This is a genomic window from Streptomyces sp. NPDC088254 (assembly GCF_044740925.1).
In the GTDB taxonomy this organism is placed as follows: domain Bacteria; phylum Actinomycetota; class Actinomycetes; order Streptomycetales; family Streptomycetaceae; genus Streptomyces.
Genome location: NZ_JBIURQ010000012.1, coordinates 32,054 through 49,028, shown reverse-complemented (window position 1 = coordinate 49,028; position 16,975 = coordinate 32,054). Strand labels below are relative to the sequence as shown.

Here is a 16,975-nt window from a genome sequence, read left to right as displayed (position 1 = left end):
CGTGGCGATGGTCGACACCGGCGCCGTCCGGTTGCACGTCCAGAGGCTCGGGCCCGGCGGCGGCCGCCCGGCGACCGCCACCGTGGTGCTGGTGCACGGTCTGCTCACCGACAGCCTGGCCAGCTACTACTTCACCGTGGCCCCCGCGTTCGCGGCCGCCGGCCTCGACGTCGTCATGTACGACCTGCGGGGCCACGGCCGCAGCGAACGCCCCGCCGACGGCTACACGCTGGACCACAACGTGGACGACCTGGAGGCGCTGCTCGACCGTCTCGGCGTCACCGGCCCCGTGCACCTGGTCGGCAACTCCTACGGCGGCACGGTCGCGTTCGGCTACGCGGCCCGCCGTCCGGAGCGGGCGGCGAGCGTCACACTGGTCGAGTCCGAACCGGCCACCGCGGCCTGGGCGGTGAAACTGGGCGGCATCCTGGAGCGGGTGGTGGCCGAGCTGGCGTCCAACGAGCCCGACGCGATCGCCTGGATCACCGCCCATCGCGGCCACAACACCGCCCGGCTGGCCAGGGGCGCGGCCCGTCTCGCCCGGGAGACCACGCTCGGCCGGGACATCCCCGCGAGCCGGGTTCTGACGGAACCTCAGATCGCGGCGGTGCGCTGCCCGGTGCTGGGCGTGTACGGCGGTGACTCCGACCTCGCCGAACTCGTGCCGTGGCTGGAGGGATTGCTGCCGGACTGCCGGACCGTGGTGATCCCCGGGCATGAGCACTCGGTGCTGGTGGAGGCGGCGGGGACGGTGGGCGGGCACGTCCTGTCCCTGGTGCGGGAGGTCGAGTCGGCCGGCGCGGCGGAGGTCCGGTGAGCCGATTCCTGTGTGTCGTACCGCCGTTGACGGGGCACATCAACCCGCTCGTCGGCGTGGCCGCCGAACTGACCGCGCACGGGCACCGGGTGGCGTGGGTGTGCTCCGACCCGGCGCTGGTGCGGCGGCTCGCGGGCGACGGCGTCGAGGTGCATCCCTGCGCCGGGGCGCCGGACGGGACCCGGCCGCCGGAGCTGCGCGGACCGGAGGCGCTGAGGTTCCTGTGGGAGTGGTACCTGCTGCCGCTGGCCGAGGCGATGGCGCCCGGTGTGCGGGCGGCCGTCGAGGCGTTCCGGCCGGACGTGGTGGTGGCCGACCAGCAGGCGTTCGCGGGCGCGCTGGTGGCGGAGCGGATGGGCGTGCCCTGGGCGACCTCGGCGTCGACCTCGGCGGAGTTCACCGATCCGCTGGCCGGGCTGCCCAAGGTGCGGCAGTGGCTGGAGGAGCGGCTGGCCCGGCTCCGGGAGACGGTGGGCGATCCGGCGGGCGCCGCCGATCCACGGTTCTCCCCGCGTCTGGTCCTCGCCTTCAGCACACCGGAGTTGGCGGGGCGTCGCGCCGGGGTCCGGTGGGTCGGCCCGTCGATCGCCGCCCGCCCTTCCCCGGCCGCCTTCCCCTGGGAGTGGCTGGATCCGGGCCGGTCCGTAGTGCTGGTCACGCTCGGCACCGCGAACACCGACGTCGGCGGCCGGTTCCTTCAGGTGTGCCGCGGTGCGCTGCGCGAGCGGGCCGACCGGGTGCAGGGGGTGATCGTCGACCCGGGCGGCGCCCTGGGGGGCGGCCACACCGGCGGAAAGGACCTCCTCGTGGTGCCGTCGGTCCCCCAACTGCCGCTGCTGGAAAGGACGGACGCTGTCGTCTGCCATGCCGGGCACAACACCGTGTGCGAGGCGCTGTGGCACGGCGTCCCGCTCGTGGTCGCGCCTATCCGGGACGACCAGCCGGTCGTGGCAGGGCAGGTCGCGGACGCCGGCGCCGGGGTGCGCGTGCGGTTCGGCCGCGTCGGCGAGGAGAAACTCGGCGCCGCCCTGGACGCCGTACTGGACGATCCGGGGCACCGAGCGGCGGCCCGCCGGATCGGCGCCGCGTTCCGCGCCGCGGGCGGCGCGTCCGCCGCCGCCGACCATCTCGACGAGCTGGCGAAGGAGTTGCGGTGAGCGACGAGAGCAAGCGGACCACCGAGCGGATCGCGGAGCTGCGCCCGAGCTACCAGGCCGACCTGGCGGCCGGCCTGGACCGCTTCTTCGAACCGCGGCGCACCACCTGCCCCTGGTGCGGCTCGGACCGGCTCACCACCCGGCTGCGCACCACCGACCTGCTCCAGCACAAACCGGGCCGTTTCGTCCTGGACCGGTGCGAGGCCTGCGCCCACACCTTCCAGAACCCCCGGCTGAGCGCCGAGGGACTGGAGTTCTACTACCGGGACTTCTACGACGGGCTCGGCGAGAAGAAGCTCGGCGACACCTTCGGCGGGCGCACCGCGATGTACCGGGGGCGGGCGGAGTCGATGCTGCCGCACGACCCCCGGCCGAAGACCTGGCTGGACGTCGGCACCGGGCACGGGCACTTCTGCGCGGCCGCCCGCGCGGTGCTGCCGGACACCGTCTTCGACGGCCTCGACTTCACCGAGGGCGTCGAACTGGCCGCCCGCGAGGGCCGGGTGGAGCACGGCTACCGGGGTGAGTTCCACGAGCTGGCGGCGGACCTCGCGGGCCGGTACGACGTGGTGAGCATGTTCCACTACCTGGAGCACAGCACCGACCCCGACCGTGAGTTGCGCGCCGCCCGGGAGACGGTCCGTCCCGGCGGGCATCTGCTCATCGAGGTCCCGGACCCGGAGAGCCGGTGGGCGCGCCTGCTGGGCCGCTGGTGGCTGCCCTGGCTGCAGCCGCAGCACCTGCACTTCGTGCCGGTCGCCAACCTGCGGCGACGCCTGACGGACCTGGGCTTCACGGTGGTGTCCGAGCAGCACCGCGAGCCGCACGACCCGGTCGACCTGCTGGCCGCCGTCTGGCTGTCGCTGGACCGGCTGGCCCCGCGGGACGACGCGCCCTGGCTGCCGCGGCGGCCGGGGGCGGCCCGGAGAGTGCTGCGCGGGGCGCTGCTGGTCGCCGGGATCCCGGCACTGGTCGCGGGCACGCTGCTCGACCGGTTCGCGGTCCGGCCGCTGTCGCACCGGCTGGGGCTGTCCAACGCCTACCGGATCGTGGCCCGCCGGGACTGACGGCGGCGGGGCCGCGTCCGGCGGGCGGCGGCGCGCCGCCGGTCACTTGATCACCGCGTTGGCGACGACCACGATCACGCCCAGCAGCGCGTCGAGCAGCCCGGTCAGCAGCGCCTTCGGCCATGATCTGCGCGACCAGCGGGCGGAGACCAGGCCGAGGCCGAACAGCATCGAGATGTTGAGGACGAACGCCGGGAACTCGACGCCGTCCGGCCGCCACCAGCCCCACCCCGCGCCGGCCAGGACGAAGACCGTGGGGAGGACGGCCGCCACCAGCGGCCACTCCTCGCCCATGGTGCGCAGGGCGTCCCACCGCCGGCTCGGCCGGCGCTCGGCGACGAAGTGAGCGTAGCCGTGGGCGAGGGCGGAGGCGAGCGCGGTCACCAGCAGCCAGAGGGCGTCGTAGCGGCGGCTGGCCTGCGAGGAGTGGCCGTAAGTGCTGAGCGCCGCGACCAGCGACGAGGCGAGGACGGCGCCGTAGACACCGCCGAAGAGGACGGCCTCGCGGGTGCCGTGCCGGGGCGGCACGTCATCGGCCGCGGTGGGGTCCGCCATGGTCTCCACGATCGCCGGGGTGCGGCCGGGCCGCCAGCCACGAGGCCCGAAGGGGCGGGAGCGCGACGGGAGGGTTGACACGGCCCCGACCGCGCCCCCAGGGTGACCTGGCAAGGACATCAGGACATATGGACCGCTCATGTGGACCTTCCGAGGGGACGTCCCTGTGCACGTCCGTGTGGACCGCTCGTCGGGAAGGGCAGGGCTCTCGTGGTGGACGCGCTGGGTGTCGCGGTCGTCGGGTTCGGCTGGATGGGCCGGGTGCACACCCAGGCCTACGCGCGCGTGACGCATCACTTCCCGCGGCTCGGGGTGCGACCGGAACTGGTCGCGGTCGCGGAGGAGGTGCCGGGCCGGGCCGAGGAGGCCGCGGCCCGGTACGGGTTCGCCTCGACGTACCGCGACTGGCGTGACATCGCCGCCGACGCGCGCGTGCGGGCCGTCAGCATCACCGCGCCGAACTTCCTGCACCGGGAGATCGGCGTCGCGATGGCCGAGGCCGGCAAGCACATCTGGATCGAGAAGCCGGTGGGTCTCACGGCCGCCGACGCCCGCGCGGTCGCGTACGCGGTCGCCCGCGCGCGCGTGCAGGGGACGGTCGGCTTCAACTACCGCAACGCGCCCGCCGTCGAGGCCGCGCGCGAGCTGATCGCCTCCGGGGAGATCGGCTCCGTCACCCATGTCCGCATCCGTCTCCTCAGCGACTACGCGGCCCACCCGGACGGCGCCCTGACCTGGCGTTACGAGCGGGAGCGGGGCGGCAGCGGGGTCCTCGGCGACCTCGCCTCGCACGGCGTCGACCTCGCCCGCTTCCTGCTCGGCGACATCGCCTCCCTCGTCGCCGACACCGCGGTCTTCATCCCCCGGCGCGCCCGCCCCACCGGCGCCACCGCCGGGCACACCCTGGCCACCGGCGGCGAATCGGGGCCAGTGGAGAACGAGGACTACGTCAACTGCCTGCTGCGGTTCGTCTCCGGGGCCCGCGGCGTCCTGGAGGCCTGCCGCGTCTCGGTCGGCGAGCAGAACGACTACGGCTTCGAGGTGCACGGCACCCGGGGCGCCGTCTCCTGGGACTTCCGCCGGATGAACGAACTCGCCGTCAGCCGCGGCACGGCATACCAGGACCAGCCGGTCAGCACGGTGTACGTCGGCCCGGGCGCGGGCGAGTTCGCCGCGTTCCAGCCGGGCGCGGCGAACGCGATGGGCTACGACGACCTGAAGGTGATCGAGGCGTACCGGTTCCTGCGCTCGATCGCCGAGGGCCGGCCGTACGGGACGACGCTCGCGGACGCCGTGCACGCCGCGACCGCCCTGGACGCCATGGCCCATTCGGCCCGCACCGGCGCCTGGACCGCCCTGGAGCCCGCGCCCTGACAGGCGCCCTCACCACGTCACCCTTTCGGCCGATCTCGCGCGATCCTCCTCCGCGCGCGTGCGCCGAGGATCACCTTCGCCGGGAGCAGGGCCACCCACCACCACGCGGCCGCGCCGCCCAGCACCTGGGCGAGCGGGATCGTGACGGCGAAGACCGCCACCGTCGCGATGAGGTCGGCGGCTGACAGGAGGAGGTCCGGGTCGCGGGCGGGGGCATCGCGCAGCCAGGGCCGTCGGTTGAGGAGGACGGCCAGCGCGAGGTGGGTCGCCCCGAGGGCCGTGACGGCCGCGGAGTAGACGACCACCGAGACGGCCTCCTCCGGATACTCCGACATGAGGGCCGTGGGGAAGGGCAGGAGAGCGGCGAGGCCCATGCCGAGCAGGGACAGCCGGACGATCTGGGAGTCGACGTGCCGTACCCGGCGGAAGATCCGGCGGTGGTCGCGCCAGAACTGCGCCAGCACGAAGAAGCTCAGGACGTAGGCCCCGAGGTTGGGCAGGACGTCGCGCAGCGCGTCGCGGTACTGCTCGTCGTCCAGGCCCGGCGGCACGGACAGGTCCAGCACGAGCAGGGTGACGGCGATCGCGAACACGCCGTCGGCGAGCGCGACCAGCCGCTCCGGTTCCCCTTCGGGGGCTGCTTTCCACACCCGTACGACAGTAGGAACGCCGACGGCCCGTACATATAAGCACACGCCGGGCATACCGGGTGACAGCGAATGTCCTCGTGCCGCGGTCAGCCGGCCGTCGCCTGGGGCGGCGTGTTGTACGGCGTCACCACCTGGATCGCGGAGGGCAGCAGCGGCCCGGCCGGCGGCAGCGCGCCGTGGGCCCGCATCACCACGTGACAGGCCTCGCGCATGTCCTGGCGCAGGTCGTGGTGAAGGACGGCTGACAGGCGGTGTTCGCGCAGCAGCCGGGTGTTGTCGTGGTCGAGGTCGTGCGCGACGAACACGACGCACTCACGGCCGAGGTCCTCGAAGGCGCTGAGGGTGGCGATGTTCCCGCCGCCGATGGAGTAGACGGCGCGGATGTCCGGGTCCCGTTCCAGGGCGGCGCGGACGACGTCGTACTGGGTGGCGTCCAGGCCCTGCCCCTCGGCGATCTCGACGAGGGCGCGCTCGGGATGGCGGGCGCGCATGACGCTGCGGAAGCCCATCTCGCGCTCCTCCTCGTTGCGGAAGAACCCGCTGCTGAGGCTGGTGAGCACATTGCCGGGCCGCTCGCCCAGCCACTGGCCCATGAGGTACGCGGCGGTGGCGCCGGCGGCCCGGTTGTCGATGCCCACATAGCCGAGCCGGGCGCTGGCGGGCAGGTCGGTGACGAGGGTGACGACCGGGATGCCCGCGGCGGCCAGCCGGCCGACCGCCGCCGTGACCTCGGGGACGTCCGGCGCCTTGAGGATGACGCCCTGCGAGCCGCGGCGGGCGATCCGGTCCAGGCCGGCGACCAGTTCCCGGACGGGGCCGGTCTCCCGGAAGTGGAAGCGGGAGCGGAGCACGGCCGGGTGCAGCGCGGGCAGTTCGGCCTCCAGCGCGGCCCGCACCGCCGTGGTGAACCTCTCGGGCGCCTGCATCACGATGTCGACCATGAAGGTGCGACCGACGAGCCGGACCTGGGTGCGCTGCCGGTCCAGGTCGGCGATGGCCCGGCGCACCTCCTGCTCGGTGGAGGCGCGCACCCCTCCCCGGCCGTTGAGGACCCGGTCCACGGTGGCCTCGCTCAGGCCCGCCTGGCGGGCGATCTCACGGATCGGGAAAGGGTGGCCCACGGCCGGCTCCTGAAGGTGTGCGGGACGGATGACCCCGACGGCGCTTGAGGGGTTTTTGATGGCTTGCTGCAGGTTGTTCGAGGGTTTTGTGCTGACAAGAATGGCAGAGCCGCACGACGTCGTGGGCCCCCGTGGAACGCAGCGGGCTCCCTCGAACCCGCCCGCGACGCCGCGAGAGCTGAGAGGAACGCCGATCCATGCCACTTCTCGACGACAAGGTCGTCCTCGTCAACGGCGGCAGTCAGGGCGTGGGCGCCGCGACCGCCAGGGCCGCCGCCCGCGAGGGCGCCGTCGTCGCGGTCAGCGGCCGGCGCCCCGAACCCGGCGAGGCCCTGGTGGCGGAGCTGACCGCGGCGGGCGGCGAGGCGCTGTTCGTCGGCGCCGACCTGGCCGACGCCGCACAGGCGACGTCCTGCGTCACCCGCGTGGTCGAGGCGTACGGCCGGATCGACTGCCTGGTGAACTCCGCGGGCCTGACCTCGCGGGGCACGCTCCTGGACACCACGCCCGAACTCTTCGACCAGCACATCGCGATCAATCTGCGGGCGCCGTTCTTCGCCATGCAGGCCGCCGTCCGGGACATGGTCGGCCGGCGCGCGCCCGGCACGGTGGTCAACATCATCACGTCGTCCGCGCACGGCGGTCAGCCCTTCCTGGCGCCGTACGTGGCCGCCAAGGCCGGGCTGGCCGGCCTCACCCGCAACGCGGCGCACGCCCACCGCCACGACCGGGTGCGGATCAACGGGCTGAACATCGGCTGGACGGCGACCGAGGGCGAGGACGCGACACAGCGGGCCTTCCACGGCGCCGGCGACGACTGGCGGGAGCAGGCGGCGGCACGGCTGCCGATGGGCAGGCTGGGCCTGCCGGAGGAGATCGCGGACTTCGTGGTCTTCCTGCTGTCCGACCGGTCCGGCGTGGTCACCGGTTCGGTGATCGACTGGGACCAGAACGTCCTGGGCGGCCTGGACTAGGCCGTTCGAAAGTCCCGCCCCTCACTCCTCCTCCGGCCCTTCCCGCACGACCCTCAAGGAGTTGCACCCCCCATGCGCATCGGAATCCTCGGCCTCGGCCGCATCGGCGCCTTCCACGCCGAGACCCTCTTCGGACTCGACGCCGTCGAGTCGCTCGTCGTCGCCGACCCGTTCGCCGAGGCCGCCAAGACCGCCGCGGAGCGGTTCGGTGCCGAGGTCGCGGACTCCCCCGAGGCGGTGCTCGCGGCGGGCGTGGACGGCGTGGTGATCGCCGCCGCGACGGACGCCCACCCGGGCCTGATCCTCGCCGCCGTGGAGGCCGGCGTGCCCGTCTTCTGCGAGAAGCCGGTCGCCCGGACCATGGCCGAGGGCGTGGAGGTCCTCAAGGCCGTCCAGGGCCGGGAGGTCCCGATCCAGATCGGCTACAACCGCCGCTTCGACACCGGTTTCGTCAACGCCCGCGCGGCCGTGCGGTCGGGTGAGCTGGGCACGCTGCACACGGTCCGCTCGACCACCCTCGACCCCGCGCCGCCGCCCGCCGCGTACGTCGCCGCCTCGGGCGGCATCTTCCGCGACTGCTCGGTGCACGACTTCGACATCATCCGCTGGGTGACGGGCCGTGAGGTGACCGAGGTGTACGCGGTCGGCGGGAACCGGGGCGCGGACTTCATCAAGGAGGCGGGCGACGCGGACACCACCGGCGCGATCCTCACCCTGGACGACGGCACGATCGCGGTGGTCTCCAACTCCCGTCACAACGCGCGCGGTTACGACGTGCGCATGGAGATCCACGGCTTCCAGGACTCCATCGCGGTGGGCCTGGAGGACAAGCTGCCGCTGCGCTCGGTGGAGCCGGGGGTGACCTTCCCGGCAGGTCCGCCGCACGACTTCTTCATGGACCGCTTCACCGCCGCCTACCGCGCCGAACTCACCGCTTTCACCGAGGTGGTGGCGGGCTCCCGGCCCTCACCCTGCACGATCGAGGACGCGCTGGAGGCCGGCTGGATCGCGGAGGCGTGCACGCTGTCGCTGCGCGAGCACCGCCCGGTGACGATCGCGGAGGTCCGCACGGCCTGACCGGCGGACTCGGCCGTACGACCACCCGCCCGGCCCGCCTCGACGCATGCTGGTCCGACCGGCCTCACTGCGCGGCCGGCTGGGCCGGCAGGTTGTACACGTGCTCGGGCGAGATGATCTTCGTGATGGCGTCGCCGAACAGGGTGCTGGGCTCCTCGTTGTCGTGCCCGATGTCCGTGTTCAGCACCACGACGAGGGTGGTCCGGGCGGACGGCAGGTAGATCGTCAGGGACTCGTAGCCGGGCAGGGAGCCGTTGTGGCCGATCCAGCCCTGCACGTCGAAGATGCCCAGGCCGTATCCCGCGCCCGGGATCGTGGTCGGCGGGGTGGTCAGCCGCTGCTTCTGCAGGGCGGGGCTGATCAGCCTGCCGCCGTCGGGCAGTTCACCCGTGGCCACCGTGCGGGCCCAGACGCGCAGATCGTCCAGGTCGGAGATCATCGCCCCGGCCGCCCAGCCCCAGGACGGGTTCCAGTCGGTGGAGTTCTCGACCTTCCCGGTGGCCGTCTGGTTCGTGTAGCCCTGGGCGTGCGGCGAGGGGAACTCGTTGCCCGTGGGGAAGCGCGAGTGCTTCAACCCGACCGGATCCAGGACGCGCTGCTGGATGTACTCGGCGAGGGGGCTTCCGCTCATCTTCTCGACCACCAGGCCGAGCAGGATCAGATTGGTGTTGCAGTAGTAGAACTTCTCGCCGGGCGGGAACAGCACGGAGTGCTTGAAGCTGTAGTCGAGCAGCTGTTGCGGGGTGAACGGGCGGCGCGGGTCGGAGGTCAGGGCCTTGAAGAAGTCCGGGTCCTCCGAGTAGTTGTACAGTCCGCTGCGCATGCCGGCCAGTTGCCGCAGGGTGATCTTGTCGCCGTTGGGCACGCCGGCGATGTACTTGCCGATGGTGTCGTCGAGGCCGACCCTGCCCTGGTCGACGAGTTGGAGCAGCGCGGTGACGGTGAACGTCTTGGTCTCGCTGCCGATGCGCATGTACAGGTCCGGCGTCATCTTCTGGCCGGTGTCCTTGTCCGCGACGCCGAAGGACTTCACGTACTCGCCCCGGTCGGGCGTCCAGATGCCGACGCTGACGCCGGGGGTGCCCGTCTCCTTCTGGACCCGCTGCACGGCCTGGTCGATCTGTTCCTGGACGTCGGCGGTGAGCGCGCGGACGTCTCCCCCGGTCGGCGTCGGTGAGGGCTGGGCCGCGGGGGCGGCCGCGGACGGCTCGGCGGTGACCGCTCCGCCCACGGCGGGCGCCACCAGGGCCGCCAGGGCTGCGGCCACCAGGGTTCCCCTGCGCAGTCGGACACTCGGACGCGTCATGGGCTCACTCCTCCGCGAGGAGACGAACGCCGCAGGCCACAGCCGCACCGACGGGTACGGGCCGCGTGCGGCCCATCGATCACCAGCATAGAAGCGCCCCCGGGCGGCCGCCCGTCGACGCGGCGGCGGCCGTCACCGCCGTACGTGCAGATGCCCCGGCTGCGGATAGTCGGGCGGGGCGGCCGGCAGCACGGCGTCGAGGACGTAGCCCGTCTTCTCCGCGACCCGGCAGGACGCCGTGTTGTCGCTCTGGTGGAGGAGTTCGAGACGGGTCAGGCCGCCGACGGCGGTGAAGGCCCAGTCCGTCAGCGCGGTCAGCGCGCGGGGGGCCACGCCCCTGCCCCGCGCGTGCGCGGCCGTCCAGTAGCCGACCTCAGCCGAGGGGCCGCCGGACGCCTTGAGCACCACGTTCCCGACCAGCGCCCCTTCCCCGCCCCCGGATCGGGCCTCCAGCACGGCGAACGCGAAGCGCCGTCCCGAGGCCCAGCCCTCCTGCTGCGCGCCCACCCAGCGCGCCGCGCTCGCCTCGTCCCGGACGTCACCGCTCCCCCAGCGGCGCAGAAGGGGGTCCCGGTGGATGTCGATCAGGTCGGCGGCGTCCGCGGGGCGCCAGGGGCGCAGGACGAGGGCGGGGGCCGTCGCGGTCGCGACGGCCCCCAGGCTGACTTCGGAGTCGAACATGCCGAGCATCATAAGTGGCCTGCACCGGAGCGCATCTGACGGGCGCTCAGTCAAGCGGGCCCGAATCTCAGTCCTTCTCCCCGCCGCCCGCCACCGGTGCGGTGAGGTCCCTCTCCTCGGGGAGCTCTTCCACGTCGACTCCGCGCACCTGCGACAACTCGTGCTTGAGAGCGGCGAGTTCGGCACCGCCGGCCATGTGGTTGGTGAGCTCCTCCAGGCTGACCTGGCTGCGCCCGGCGGACAGTTCCATCGTGCCGAGGCGCAGGACGCTGAAGTGGTCGCCGACCATGTAGGCGTGGTGCGGATTGTGGGTGATGAAGATGACGCCGAGGCCGCGCTCGCGGGCGGCGGCGATGTACTTGAGGACCACGCCGGACTGCTTGACGCCGAGGGCGGCGGTGGGCTCGTCCAGGATGAGCACCCGGGCGCCGAAGTAGACGGCGCGGGCGATGGCGACGCTCTGCCGCTGCCCTCCGGAGAGGGTGCCGATGGGCTGTTCGAGGTCGTCGAGGACGATGCCCATGTTGCGCAGTTCCTCGTCGGCGGTCCTCTTCATCCGATCGATGTCGAGGCGGCGCACGGGCCAGGGGCCCTTGGTCATCTCGGAGCCGAGGAAGAAGTTGCGCCACACCGGCATGAGGGGGACGGTGGCGAGGTCCTGGTAGACGGTGGCGATGCCGTGGTCGAGGGCTTCGCGCGGGGTGGAGAAGCGCACGGGGCGGCCGTCGACGAGGAACTCGCCTTCGGTGTGCTGGTGCAGCCCCGAGATGATCTTGATGAGGGTGGACTTGCCCGCGCCGTTGTCGCCGAGCACGCAGGTCACGTTGCCGGGGCGGACGGCGAGGTCGACCCCGTGCAGGGCGCGGATGTTGCCGTAGGACTTGCCCGCGCCCCGGAGTTCGACGAGGGGGTGCTCACCGTCGGCGGACGGGGTGTCCATCAGGACGGCCCCGTGGGCGCCGGTGTCGTCGTCGGTCATGGCGGTCACCTCCGGGTAGCCGTGCGCTGGACCCACAGATTGATCAGGACGGCGCCGAGCAGCATCACGCCGAGGAACGCCTTGAACCAGTCGGGGTTCCAGCCTGCGTAGACGATGCCCTGCTGGACCATGCCGAACATGAACGCGCCGAAGACCGGGCCGATCGCGGAGCCGTAGCCGCCGGTGAGCAGACAGCCGCCGATGACGGCCGCGGCGATGTAGATCAGCTCCTGGCCGACGCCCTCGCCGGACTGCACGGTGTTGAACGTGAACAGCTGGTGCATCCCGACGAACCAGGCGCCGAAGCCGACCAGCATGAACAGCGAGATCTTCGTGAAGGTCACCGGCACGCCGACGGCCCGCGCGGACTCCTTGTTGCCGCCGACGGCGAAGATCCAGTTCCCGTACCGGGTGCGCAGCAGCACCCAGGTCGCCAGCGCCGCGAAGACCAGCCACCACACGATGGTGATCTTCACCTGGACGCCGCCGACGTCGAACGTCGAGGCGAAGATGCTCTTGGCCTGGCTGAAGCCGTCCATGTCGCTGATGCCGTCGGTGGCCACGTCGCCGGTGACCAGCCGGGTGACGGCGAGGTTGACGCCCTGGAGGATCAGAAAGGTGCCGAGGGTGACCAGGAAGCTCGGCAGGCCCGTCCTGACGAGCATCCAGCCGTTGAACGCGCCGATCCCCAGGGAGACCAGCAGCGCGACGACCACACCGACCCAGACGTTCATGGTGAGCTGGTAGCTCAGCATGCTCGCGGTGAGCGCCGAGGTGATCACGGCGACGCCGGCGGAGAGGTCGAACTCGCCGCCGATCATCAGCAGAGCCACGGGCAGCGCCATGATCCCGATGGTCGACGACTGGTACAGGATGTTCGCCATCGAGCTCGCCTCGCGCACCGGCGGCGCGGCGAAGAGGAAGAACACGTACACCGCGGCGGCGCCGAGGAAGACGCCCACCTCGGGACGGGCCAGCAGCCTGAAGGCGAGCGGCCGCCGCGAGGTGCGGCCGTCGGTCTGTCGCGGGCCGGAGGCCGGCGGTGCGCTCACCGCCGGCTCGGCATGCCGGGCCATGCTCATCACCGGGTGCCCTTCGCGGCGTACGAGGCCACCGCCTCGACGTTCGACTTGTCGACGAAGGCCGGGCCGGTCAGCACGGGCTGCTCGCCGCCGCCCATGTAGTTGCCGTTGTTCTTGTAGAGCCACAGCGAGTCGATCGCCAGGTAGCCCTGGAGGTAGGGCTGCTGGTCGACGGCGAACTGGATGGTGCCGTCGGAGATGGCGCTCGTCAGGTCCTTGTTGAGGTCGAAGGTGGCGATCTTCGCCTTCGAGCCGGCCTCGGACACCGACTGCACCGCCGTCAGCGCGAACGGGGCGCCGAGGGTGACGACGTAGTCGATGGCGCTGTCCTGCTTGAGCTTGGCGGTGATCGTCGACTTCACCGACGGCATGTCGGTGCCGTTGACGTAGAGGGTCTCGGTGGTGCCGGAGAAGGTCTTCTTCACGCCGTCGCAGCGCTGGGTGAGGCCGATGTTGCCCTGTTCCTGGACGACGCAGACCGCTTTCTTGGCGCCCTCCTTGTTCAGCCTGTTGCCGAGGGCCTCGCCGGCCACCGTCTCGTCCTGCCCGAAGAACTCCAGCAGGCCGAGGCTCTTCCACTCGCTGACACCGGAGTTGAGGCCGACCACGGGTATCTTCGCGGCCTTGGCCTTGGCGATGACGTCCTTGAGGGCGTCCGGCTTGGCGAGGGTGACGGCGATGCCGTCGACCTTCTGGTCGATCGCGTTCTGGACCAGGTTGGCCTGGTTGCCGGCGTTCGGGTCGTTGGAGTAGACGAGCTTGACGTTGTCCTTGGCGGCGGCGGCCTCGGCGCCCTTGCGCACGATGTCCCAGAAGGTGTCGCCGGACGCCTGGTGGGTCACGAGGGCCACCGTCATCTGCGGGGTGGTCGCCTTGCCCGCGGAGGCGCCGTCCGCGCTCTCCTCGGCCTTCTTGCCGCCGGAACTGCTGGAGCAGCCTGCGAGGGTCAGGGCCACCGCCGCGGCCATGGCCACGACCGGGGCGATTCTGCGGGAGCGGGCGGGAGACGAGCTGTCCATCTTTCCGGCACCTCACTGTGCGACGGGGGAACGACGGCCCGGACCTGGCGGGGTCGGACTGCTGCGCTGTTGGGACGGGATCAAAGTACGTGTTCAGCCCGCTGTCAATGCTTTGTTAAGACATCATTTCACGCAAAGGTCCGAATGTAAGTACAAAACATTGACAGAGTGATCACTCCGCCCCCGCATCCGAGGGGCGACCTACCCCGTGCGCAGCGGCCTCACCCGCGCCAGGACCGCGCTCCCCGCCGGAGCCGGGGCCCGCCCTACCGGGGGGCCATGCGCAGCGCGCCGTCCATCCGGATCGTCTCCCCGTTGAGGTAGTCGTGGTCGACGATCGCCAGCGCGAGCTTGGCGTACTCCTCGGGCAGGGCCAGGCGGCGCGGGAAGGGCACGCCGGCCGCGAGCGAGGCGCGGAACTCCTCCGAGACGGTGGCCAGCATCGGCGTCTCCACGATGCCCGGCGCGATGGTGCACACGCGGATGCCGTACTGGGCGAGGTCGCGGGCCGCGGGCAGGGTGAGGCCCACGACGCCTCCCTTGGAGGAGGAGTAGGCGGCCTGGCCGACCTGCCCGTCGTAGGCGGCGATGGACGCGGTGTTGACGATGACGCCGCGCTGCCCGTGCTCGTCGGCCTCGGTCCCGGCGATCGCCTCGGAGGCGAGGGCGAGCACGTTGAAGGTGCCGACCAGGTTGATCTGGATGACCTTGGCGTACAGAGCCAGGTCGTGCACGCCCTTCTTGCCGAGGATGCGCGCCGACGGGCCGATCCCCGCGCAGTTCACGACCGTGCGCAGCGGCACCCCCGAGCCGGCCGCGACGGCGACGGCGGCGCGCACCTGCTCCGGGTCGGTCACGTCGGCGGGCACGTAGGTGACGCCGTCGACCTCGGGGGCCTTGTCCACGCCGTCCTTGAGGTCGAGGGCGAAGACCCTGGCGCCGCGCCCGGCGAGCGCCGCGGCGGTGGCCGCGCCGAGGCCGGACGCACCGCCGGTGACGAGGGCGGCGGTGTTCTCGAGCTGCATCATCACTCCTTGCCGAGGACGGTGAGCACACCGCCCTCGCTCCGGTCCAGCGCACGAGAGATGATCATGCGCTGGATCTGGTTGGTTCCTTCGAAGATCTGCATGACCTTCGCCTCGCGCATGTAGCGCTCGACGGGGAAGTCGCGCGTGTATCCGTACCCGCCGAGGACCTGCACGGCGTCGGTGGTCACCTTCATGGCGTTGTCGGTGGCCACGAGCTTGGCCACGGACGCCTCCCGGGTGAAGGGCAGACCGAGGTCCTTCAGCCGGGCGGCGGCCAGGGCGGTGGCCCGCGCCGACTCGATCGCCGCGCCCATGTCGGCGAGGACGAAGGCGAGCCCCTGGTGCTCGATGATCGGCTTGCCGAAGGTCTCCCGCTCGCGGGCGTAGCGCACGGCGTGGTCGAGAGCGCCCTGGGCGAGGCCGGTGGCGACGGCGGCGATGCCGAGGCGGCCGCAGTCCAGCGAGGCGAGCGCGATCTTCAAGCCCTGCCCCTCCTCCCCGATCCGCCGCTCCACGGGCACCCGGACGTCGTCGAGCCGCATGGTCGCGGTCGCCGACCCGGTCAGCCCCATCTTCCGCTCCGGCGGGTCGGCGCTGAGCCCCGGGGTGTCCGCCGGGACCAGGAAGCAGGAGATGCCCTGGGTGCGATGGTCCGAGGTGCGGGCCATCACCGTGTAGAAGTCGGCGTATCCGCCGTGGGTGGTCCACGCCTTGGCGCCGTTGAGGACGTAGGAGTCCCCGTCGCGCACCGCGCGCGTCCGCATGGCCGCCGGGTCGGAGCCGGCGTGCGGCTCGGACAGGCAGTACGCGCCGAGGAGTTCGCCGCCGAGCATGTCCGGCAGCCACCTGCGCCGCTGCTCGTCGGTGCCGTAGCGGGCCAGCGGGAAGCAGGAGAGCGCGTGCACCGAGATGCCGACCGCGACGCTGGACCAGACCGCGGCGACCTCCTCCAGCACCTGGAGGTACACCTCGTACGGCTGCCCCGCGCCACCGTCCTCCTCGGCGAACGGCAGCCCGAGCAGACCGCTGCGGCCGAGGGTGCGGAAGACGTCCCGGGGGAACGCGCCGTCCGCCTCCGCGTCGGCGACGCGGGGGGTGAGTTCCTTGGCGGCCAGGGTCCGCGTGAGCTGGACGAGATCGACGGCTTCCTCGCTCGGCAGGGCGCGAGTGGCAGGCATGGCGACCTCCGCGGAGTAGTACTGGAAGTGATACTGGAGTGCGTACGAACGTATCATTCACAGTACGGCACGGGGCCGCGCCGAGGCCATACGTGATCAGGTCGGTATCCGGACCGCGGGGCCTGCCGGCTCCGCCGTCAGGAGGAGACGGCGTGCACGATCAGCGAGGCGAGCTGCTCGTACGCCTCCGCGTCGCTCAGCCCGGTGCGGGCCTTCAGCTCGCCCTGCTGGATCTGCCGCATGGTCGCGGCGGCGACCTCGCCGACGAACGCGGTGTGCACCTCGCGGAACGCGCCGTCCGACACGCCCTCCGCGATCAGCCGGCGCACCCGCTCCGCGGCCATCCGCGTGTTCGCCTCGTACACCTCGCGCGCGGGCGGGAAGTCCGCCACGTCGTCCAGGAAGCGGCGGGAGAGCGGGCGCAACTGCTCGGCGACGGTCGTCAGGTACACCCGCACCCGGTCGGAGGGCTCGTCGGTCCGGGCGACCCGCTTCTCGACGGCCTCGGTGGCCCCGCGGAAGTAGTGCTTGACGGCCTCCACCACCAGCCCCTGCTTGCTGCGGGCCAGCTGGTACAGCGTGGTCTTCGAGCAGCGCAGCCGCACGGCGAGGTCGTCGAGGGTGAGGTCGGAGAACCCCTCCGCCGTCAGCAGCGCGACGAGTCGTTCCAGCAGGTCTGCCTGTCGGGCGGTACGGCGGGAGGACGGCGGCATGATCCCAGCCTATCCGCGCGCGCACCACCCCAGAACACGCCGAAGCCGCCCTCCCGTGAACGGGAAAGCGGCTTCCGACCGCGATGTCGCCGGTCGGGACGACAGGATTTGAACCTGCGACCCCTTGACCCCCAGTCAAGTGCGCTACCAAGCTGCGCCACGTCCCGGTGCGCTTCCCGCGGAGCTCCGCGTGATCG

General features: G+C 72.2%; 17 protein-coding genes and 1 tRNA gene. 6 read left to right on the top strand and 12 right to left on the bottom strand.

Going from position 1 to position 16,975, the window contains the following annotated elements:
* Positions 1-7 precede the first annotated feature (7 nt).
* The 3 genes from ACIOC0_RS31340 to ACIOC0_RS31330 are packed head-to-tail and all read left to right on the top strand — an operon-like array spanning position 8 to position 3,041.
* Positions 8-817, top strand: coding sequence for an alpha/beta fold hydrolase (locus ACIOC0_RS31340; RefSeq protein ID WP_402159337.1), 810 nt, complete (start codon positions 8-10; stop codon positions 815-817).
* Positions 814-1,974, top strand: coding sequence for a glycosyltransferase (locus tag ACIOC0_RS31335; protein ID WP_402159121.1), 1,161 nt, complete (start codon positions 814-816; stop codon positions 1,972-1,974). The genes ACIOC0_RS31340 and ACIOC0_RS31335 overlap by 4 nt, the downstream gene beginning before the upstream one ends.
* Positions 1,971-3,041, top strand: a complete 1,071-nt coding sequence (locus ACIOC0_RS31330; protein WP_402159120.1) for a class I SAM-dependent methyltransferase — start codon at positions 1,971-1,973, stop codon at positions 3,039-3,041. Before ACIOC0_RS31335 ends, ACIOC0_RS31330 begins: the two co-directional genes overlap by 4 nt.
* A 42-nt stretch (positions 3,042-3,083) precedes the next feature.
* Here the strand turns inward: ACIOC0_RS31330 and ACIOC0_RS31325 are convergent, their stop codons facing one another.
* Positions 3,084-3,596, bottom strand: a complete 513-nt coding sequence (locus tag ACIOC0_RS31325; RefSeq protein WP_402159119.1) for a hypothetical protein — start codon at positions 3,594-3,596, stop codon at positions 3,084-3,086.
* A gap of 210 nt (positions 3,597-3,806) precedes the next feature.
* Here ACIOC0_RS31325 and ACIOC0_RS31320 point away from each other — a divergent pair, with 210 nt between their 5' ends.
* Positions 3,807-4,970, top strand: a complete 1,164-nt coding sequence (locus ACIOC0_RS31320) for a Gfo/Idh/MocA family protein (RefSeq protein ID WP_402159118.1) — start codon at positions 3,807-3,809, stop codon at positions 4,968-4,970.
* A gap of 17 nt (positions 4,971-4,987) precedes the next feature.
* Here ACIOC0_RS31320 and ACIOC0_RS31315 read toward each other — a convergent pair whose 3' ends face one another.
* On the bottom strand, positions 4,988-5,620 hold the full coding sequence (locus ACIOC0_RS31315) for a TMEM175 family protein (protein ID WP_402159117.1): 633 nt from the start codon (positions 5,618-5,620) through the stop codon (positions 4,988-4,990).
* 86 nt (positions 5,621-5,706) lie between these two features.
* Positions 5,707-6,741, bottom strand: a complete 1,035-nt coding sequence (locus tag ACIOC0_RS31310; protein ID WP_402159116.1) for a LacI family DNA-binding transcriptional regulator — start codon at positions 6,739-6,741, stop codon at positions 5,707-5,709.
* 197 nt (positions 6,742-6,938) lie between these two features.
* Here ACIOC0_RS31310 and ACIOC0_RS31305 point away from each other — a divergent pair, with 197 nt between their 5' ends.
* Both ACIOC0_RS31305 and ACIOC0_RS31300 read left to right on the top strand, forming a co-directional pair.
* Positions 6,939-7,715: an SDR family oxidoreductase gene (locus tag ACIOC0_RS31305; protein WP_402159115.1), complete on the top strand. Its 777-nt coding sequence runs from the start codon at positions 6,939-6,941 to the stop codon at positions 7,713-7,715.
* A gap of 72 nt (positions 7,716-7,787) precedes the next feature.
* Positions 7,788-8,792 (top strand): Gfo/Idh/MocA family oxidoreductase, encoded by a 1,005-nt coding sequence (locus ACIOC0_RS31300; protein WP_402159114.1) that lies wholly within the window; start codon positions 7,788-7,790, stop codon positions 8,790-8,792.
* A 64-nt stretch (positions 8,793-8,856) separates the two neighbouring features.
* Here the strand turns inward: ACIOC0_RS31300 and ACIOC0_RS31295 are convergent, their stop codons facing one another.
* From ACIOC0_RS31295 to ACIOC0_RS31255, 9 genes are all read right to left on the bottom strand, one after another.
* On the bottom strand, positions 8,857-10,098 hold the full coding sequence (locus ACIOC0_RS31295) for a serine hydrolase domain-containing protein (protein ID WP_402159113.1): 1,242 nt from the start codon (positions 10,096-10,098) through the stop codon (positions 8,857-8,859).
* A 132-nt stretch (positions 10,099-10,230) separates the two neighbouring features.
* A complete protein-coding gene (locus ACIOC0_RS31290; protein WP_402159112.1) occupies positions 10,231-10,779 on the bottom strand; it encodes a GNAT family N-acetyltransferase in 549 nt (182 codons plus the stop codon).
* Between the two features lie 67 nt (positions 10,780-10,846).
* The gene (locus tag ACIOC0_RS31285) at positions 10,847-11,758 is read right to left on the bottom strand and encodes an ATP-binding cassette domain-containing protein (RefSeq protein ID WP_402159111.1); all 912 of its coding nucleotides are present in this window, start codon (positions 11,756-11,758) and stop codon (positions 10,847-10,849) included.
* Positions 11,759-11,763: 5 nt separating this feature from the next.
* A complete protein-coding gene (locus tag ACIOC0_RS31280; RefSeq protein WP_130442951.1) occupies positions 11,764-12,840 on the bottom strand; it encodes an ABC transporter permease in 1,077 nt (358 codons plus the stop codon).
* Positions 12,840-13,859: a sugar ABC transporter substrate-binding protein gene (locus ACIOC0_RS31275; RefSeq protein WP_356681767.1), complete on the bottom strand. Its 1,020-nt coding sequence runs from the start codon at positions 13,857-13,859 to the stop codon at positions 12,840-12,842. The genes ACIOC0_RS31280 and ACIOC0_RS31275 overlap by 1 nt, the downstream gene beginning before the upstream one ends.
* A 266-nt stretch (positions 13,860-14,125) precedes the next feature.
* Positions 14,126-14,884 carry an SDR family NAD(P)-dependent oxidoreductase gene (locus tag ACIOC0_RS31270; RefSeq protein WP_130443112.1) on the bottom strand — a complete coding sequence of 253 codons (759 nt, stop codon included), beginning with the start codon at positions 14,882-14,884 and terminating at the stop codon, positions 14,126-14,128.
* Positions 14,885-14,886: 2 nt separating this feature from the next.
* A complete protein-coding gene (locus tag ACIOC0_RS31265; RefSeq protein WP_352252869.1) occupies positions 14,887-16,065 on the bottom strand; it encodes an acyl-CoA dehydrogenase family protein in 1,179 nt (392 codons plus the stop codon).
* A gap of 137 nt (positions 16,066-16,202) precedes the next feature.
* Positions 16,203-16,778: a TetR/AcrR family transcriptional regulator gene (locus tag ACIOC0_RS31260; RefSeq protein ID WP_402159110.1), complete on the bottom strand. Its 576-nt coding sequence runs from the start codon at positions 16,776-16,778 to the stop codon at positions 16,203-16,205.
* Positions 16,779-16,871: 93 nt separating this feature from the next.
* Positions 16,872-16,945, bottom strand: a tRNA-Pro gene (locus ACIOC0_RS31255).
* Positions 16,946-16,975 lie beyond the last annotated feature (30 nt).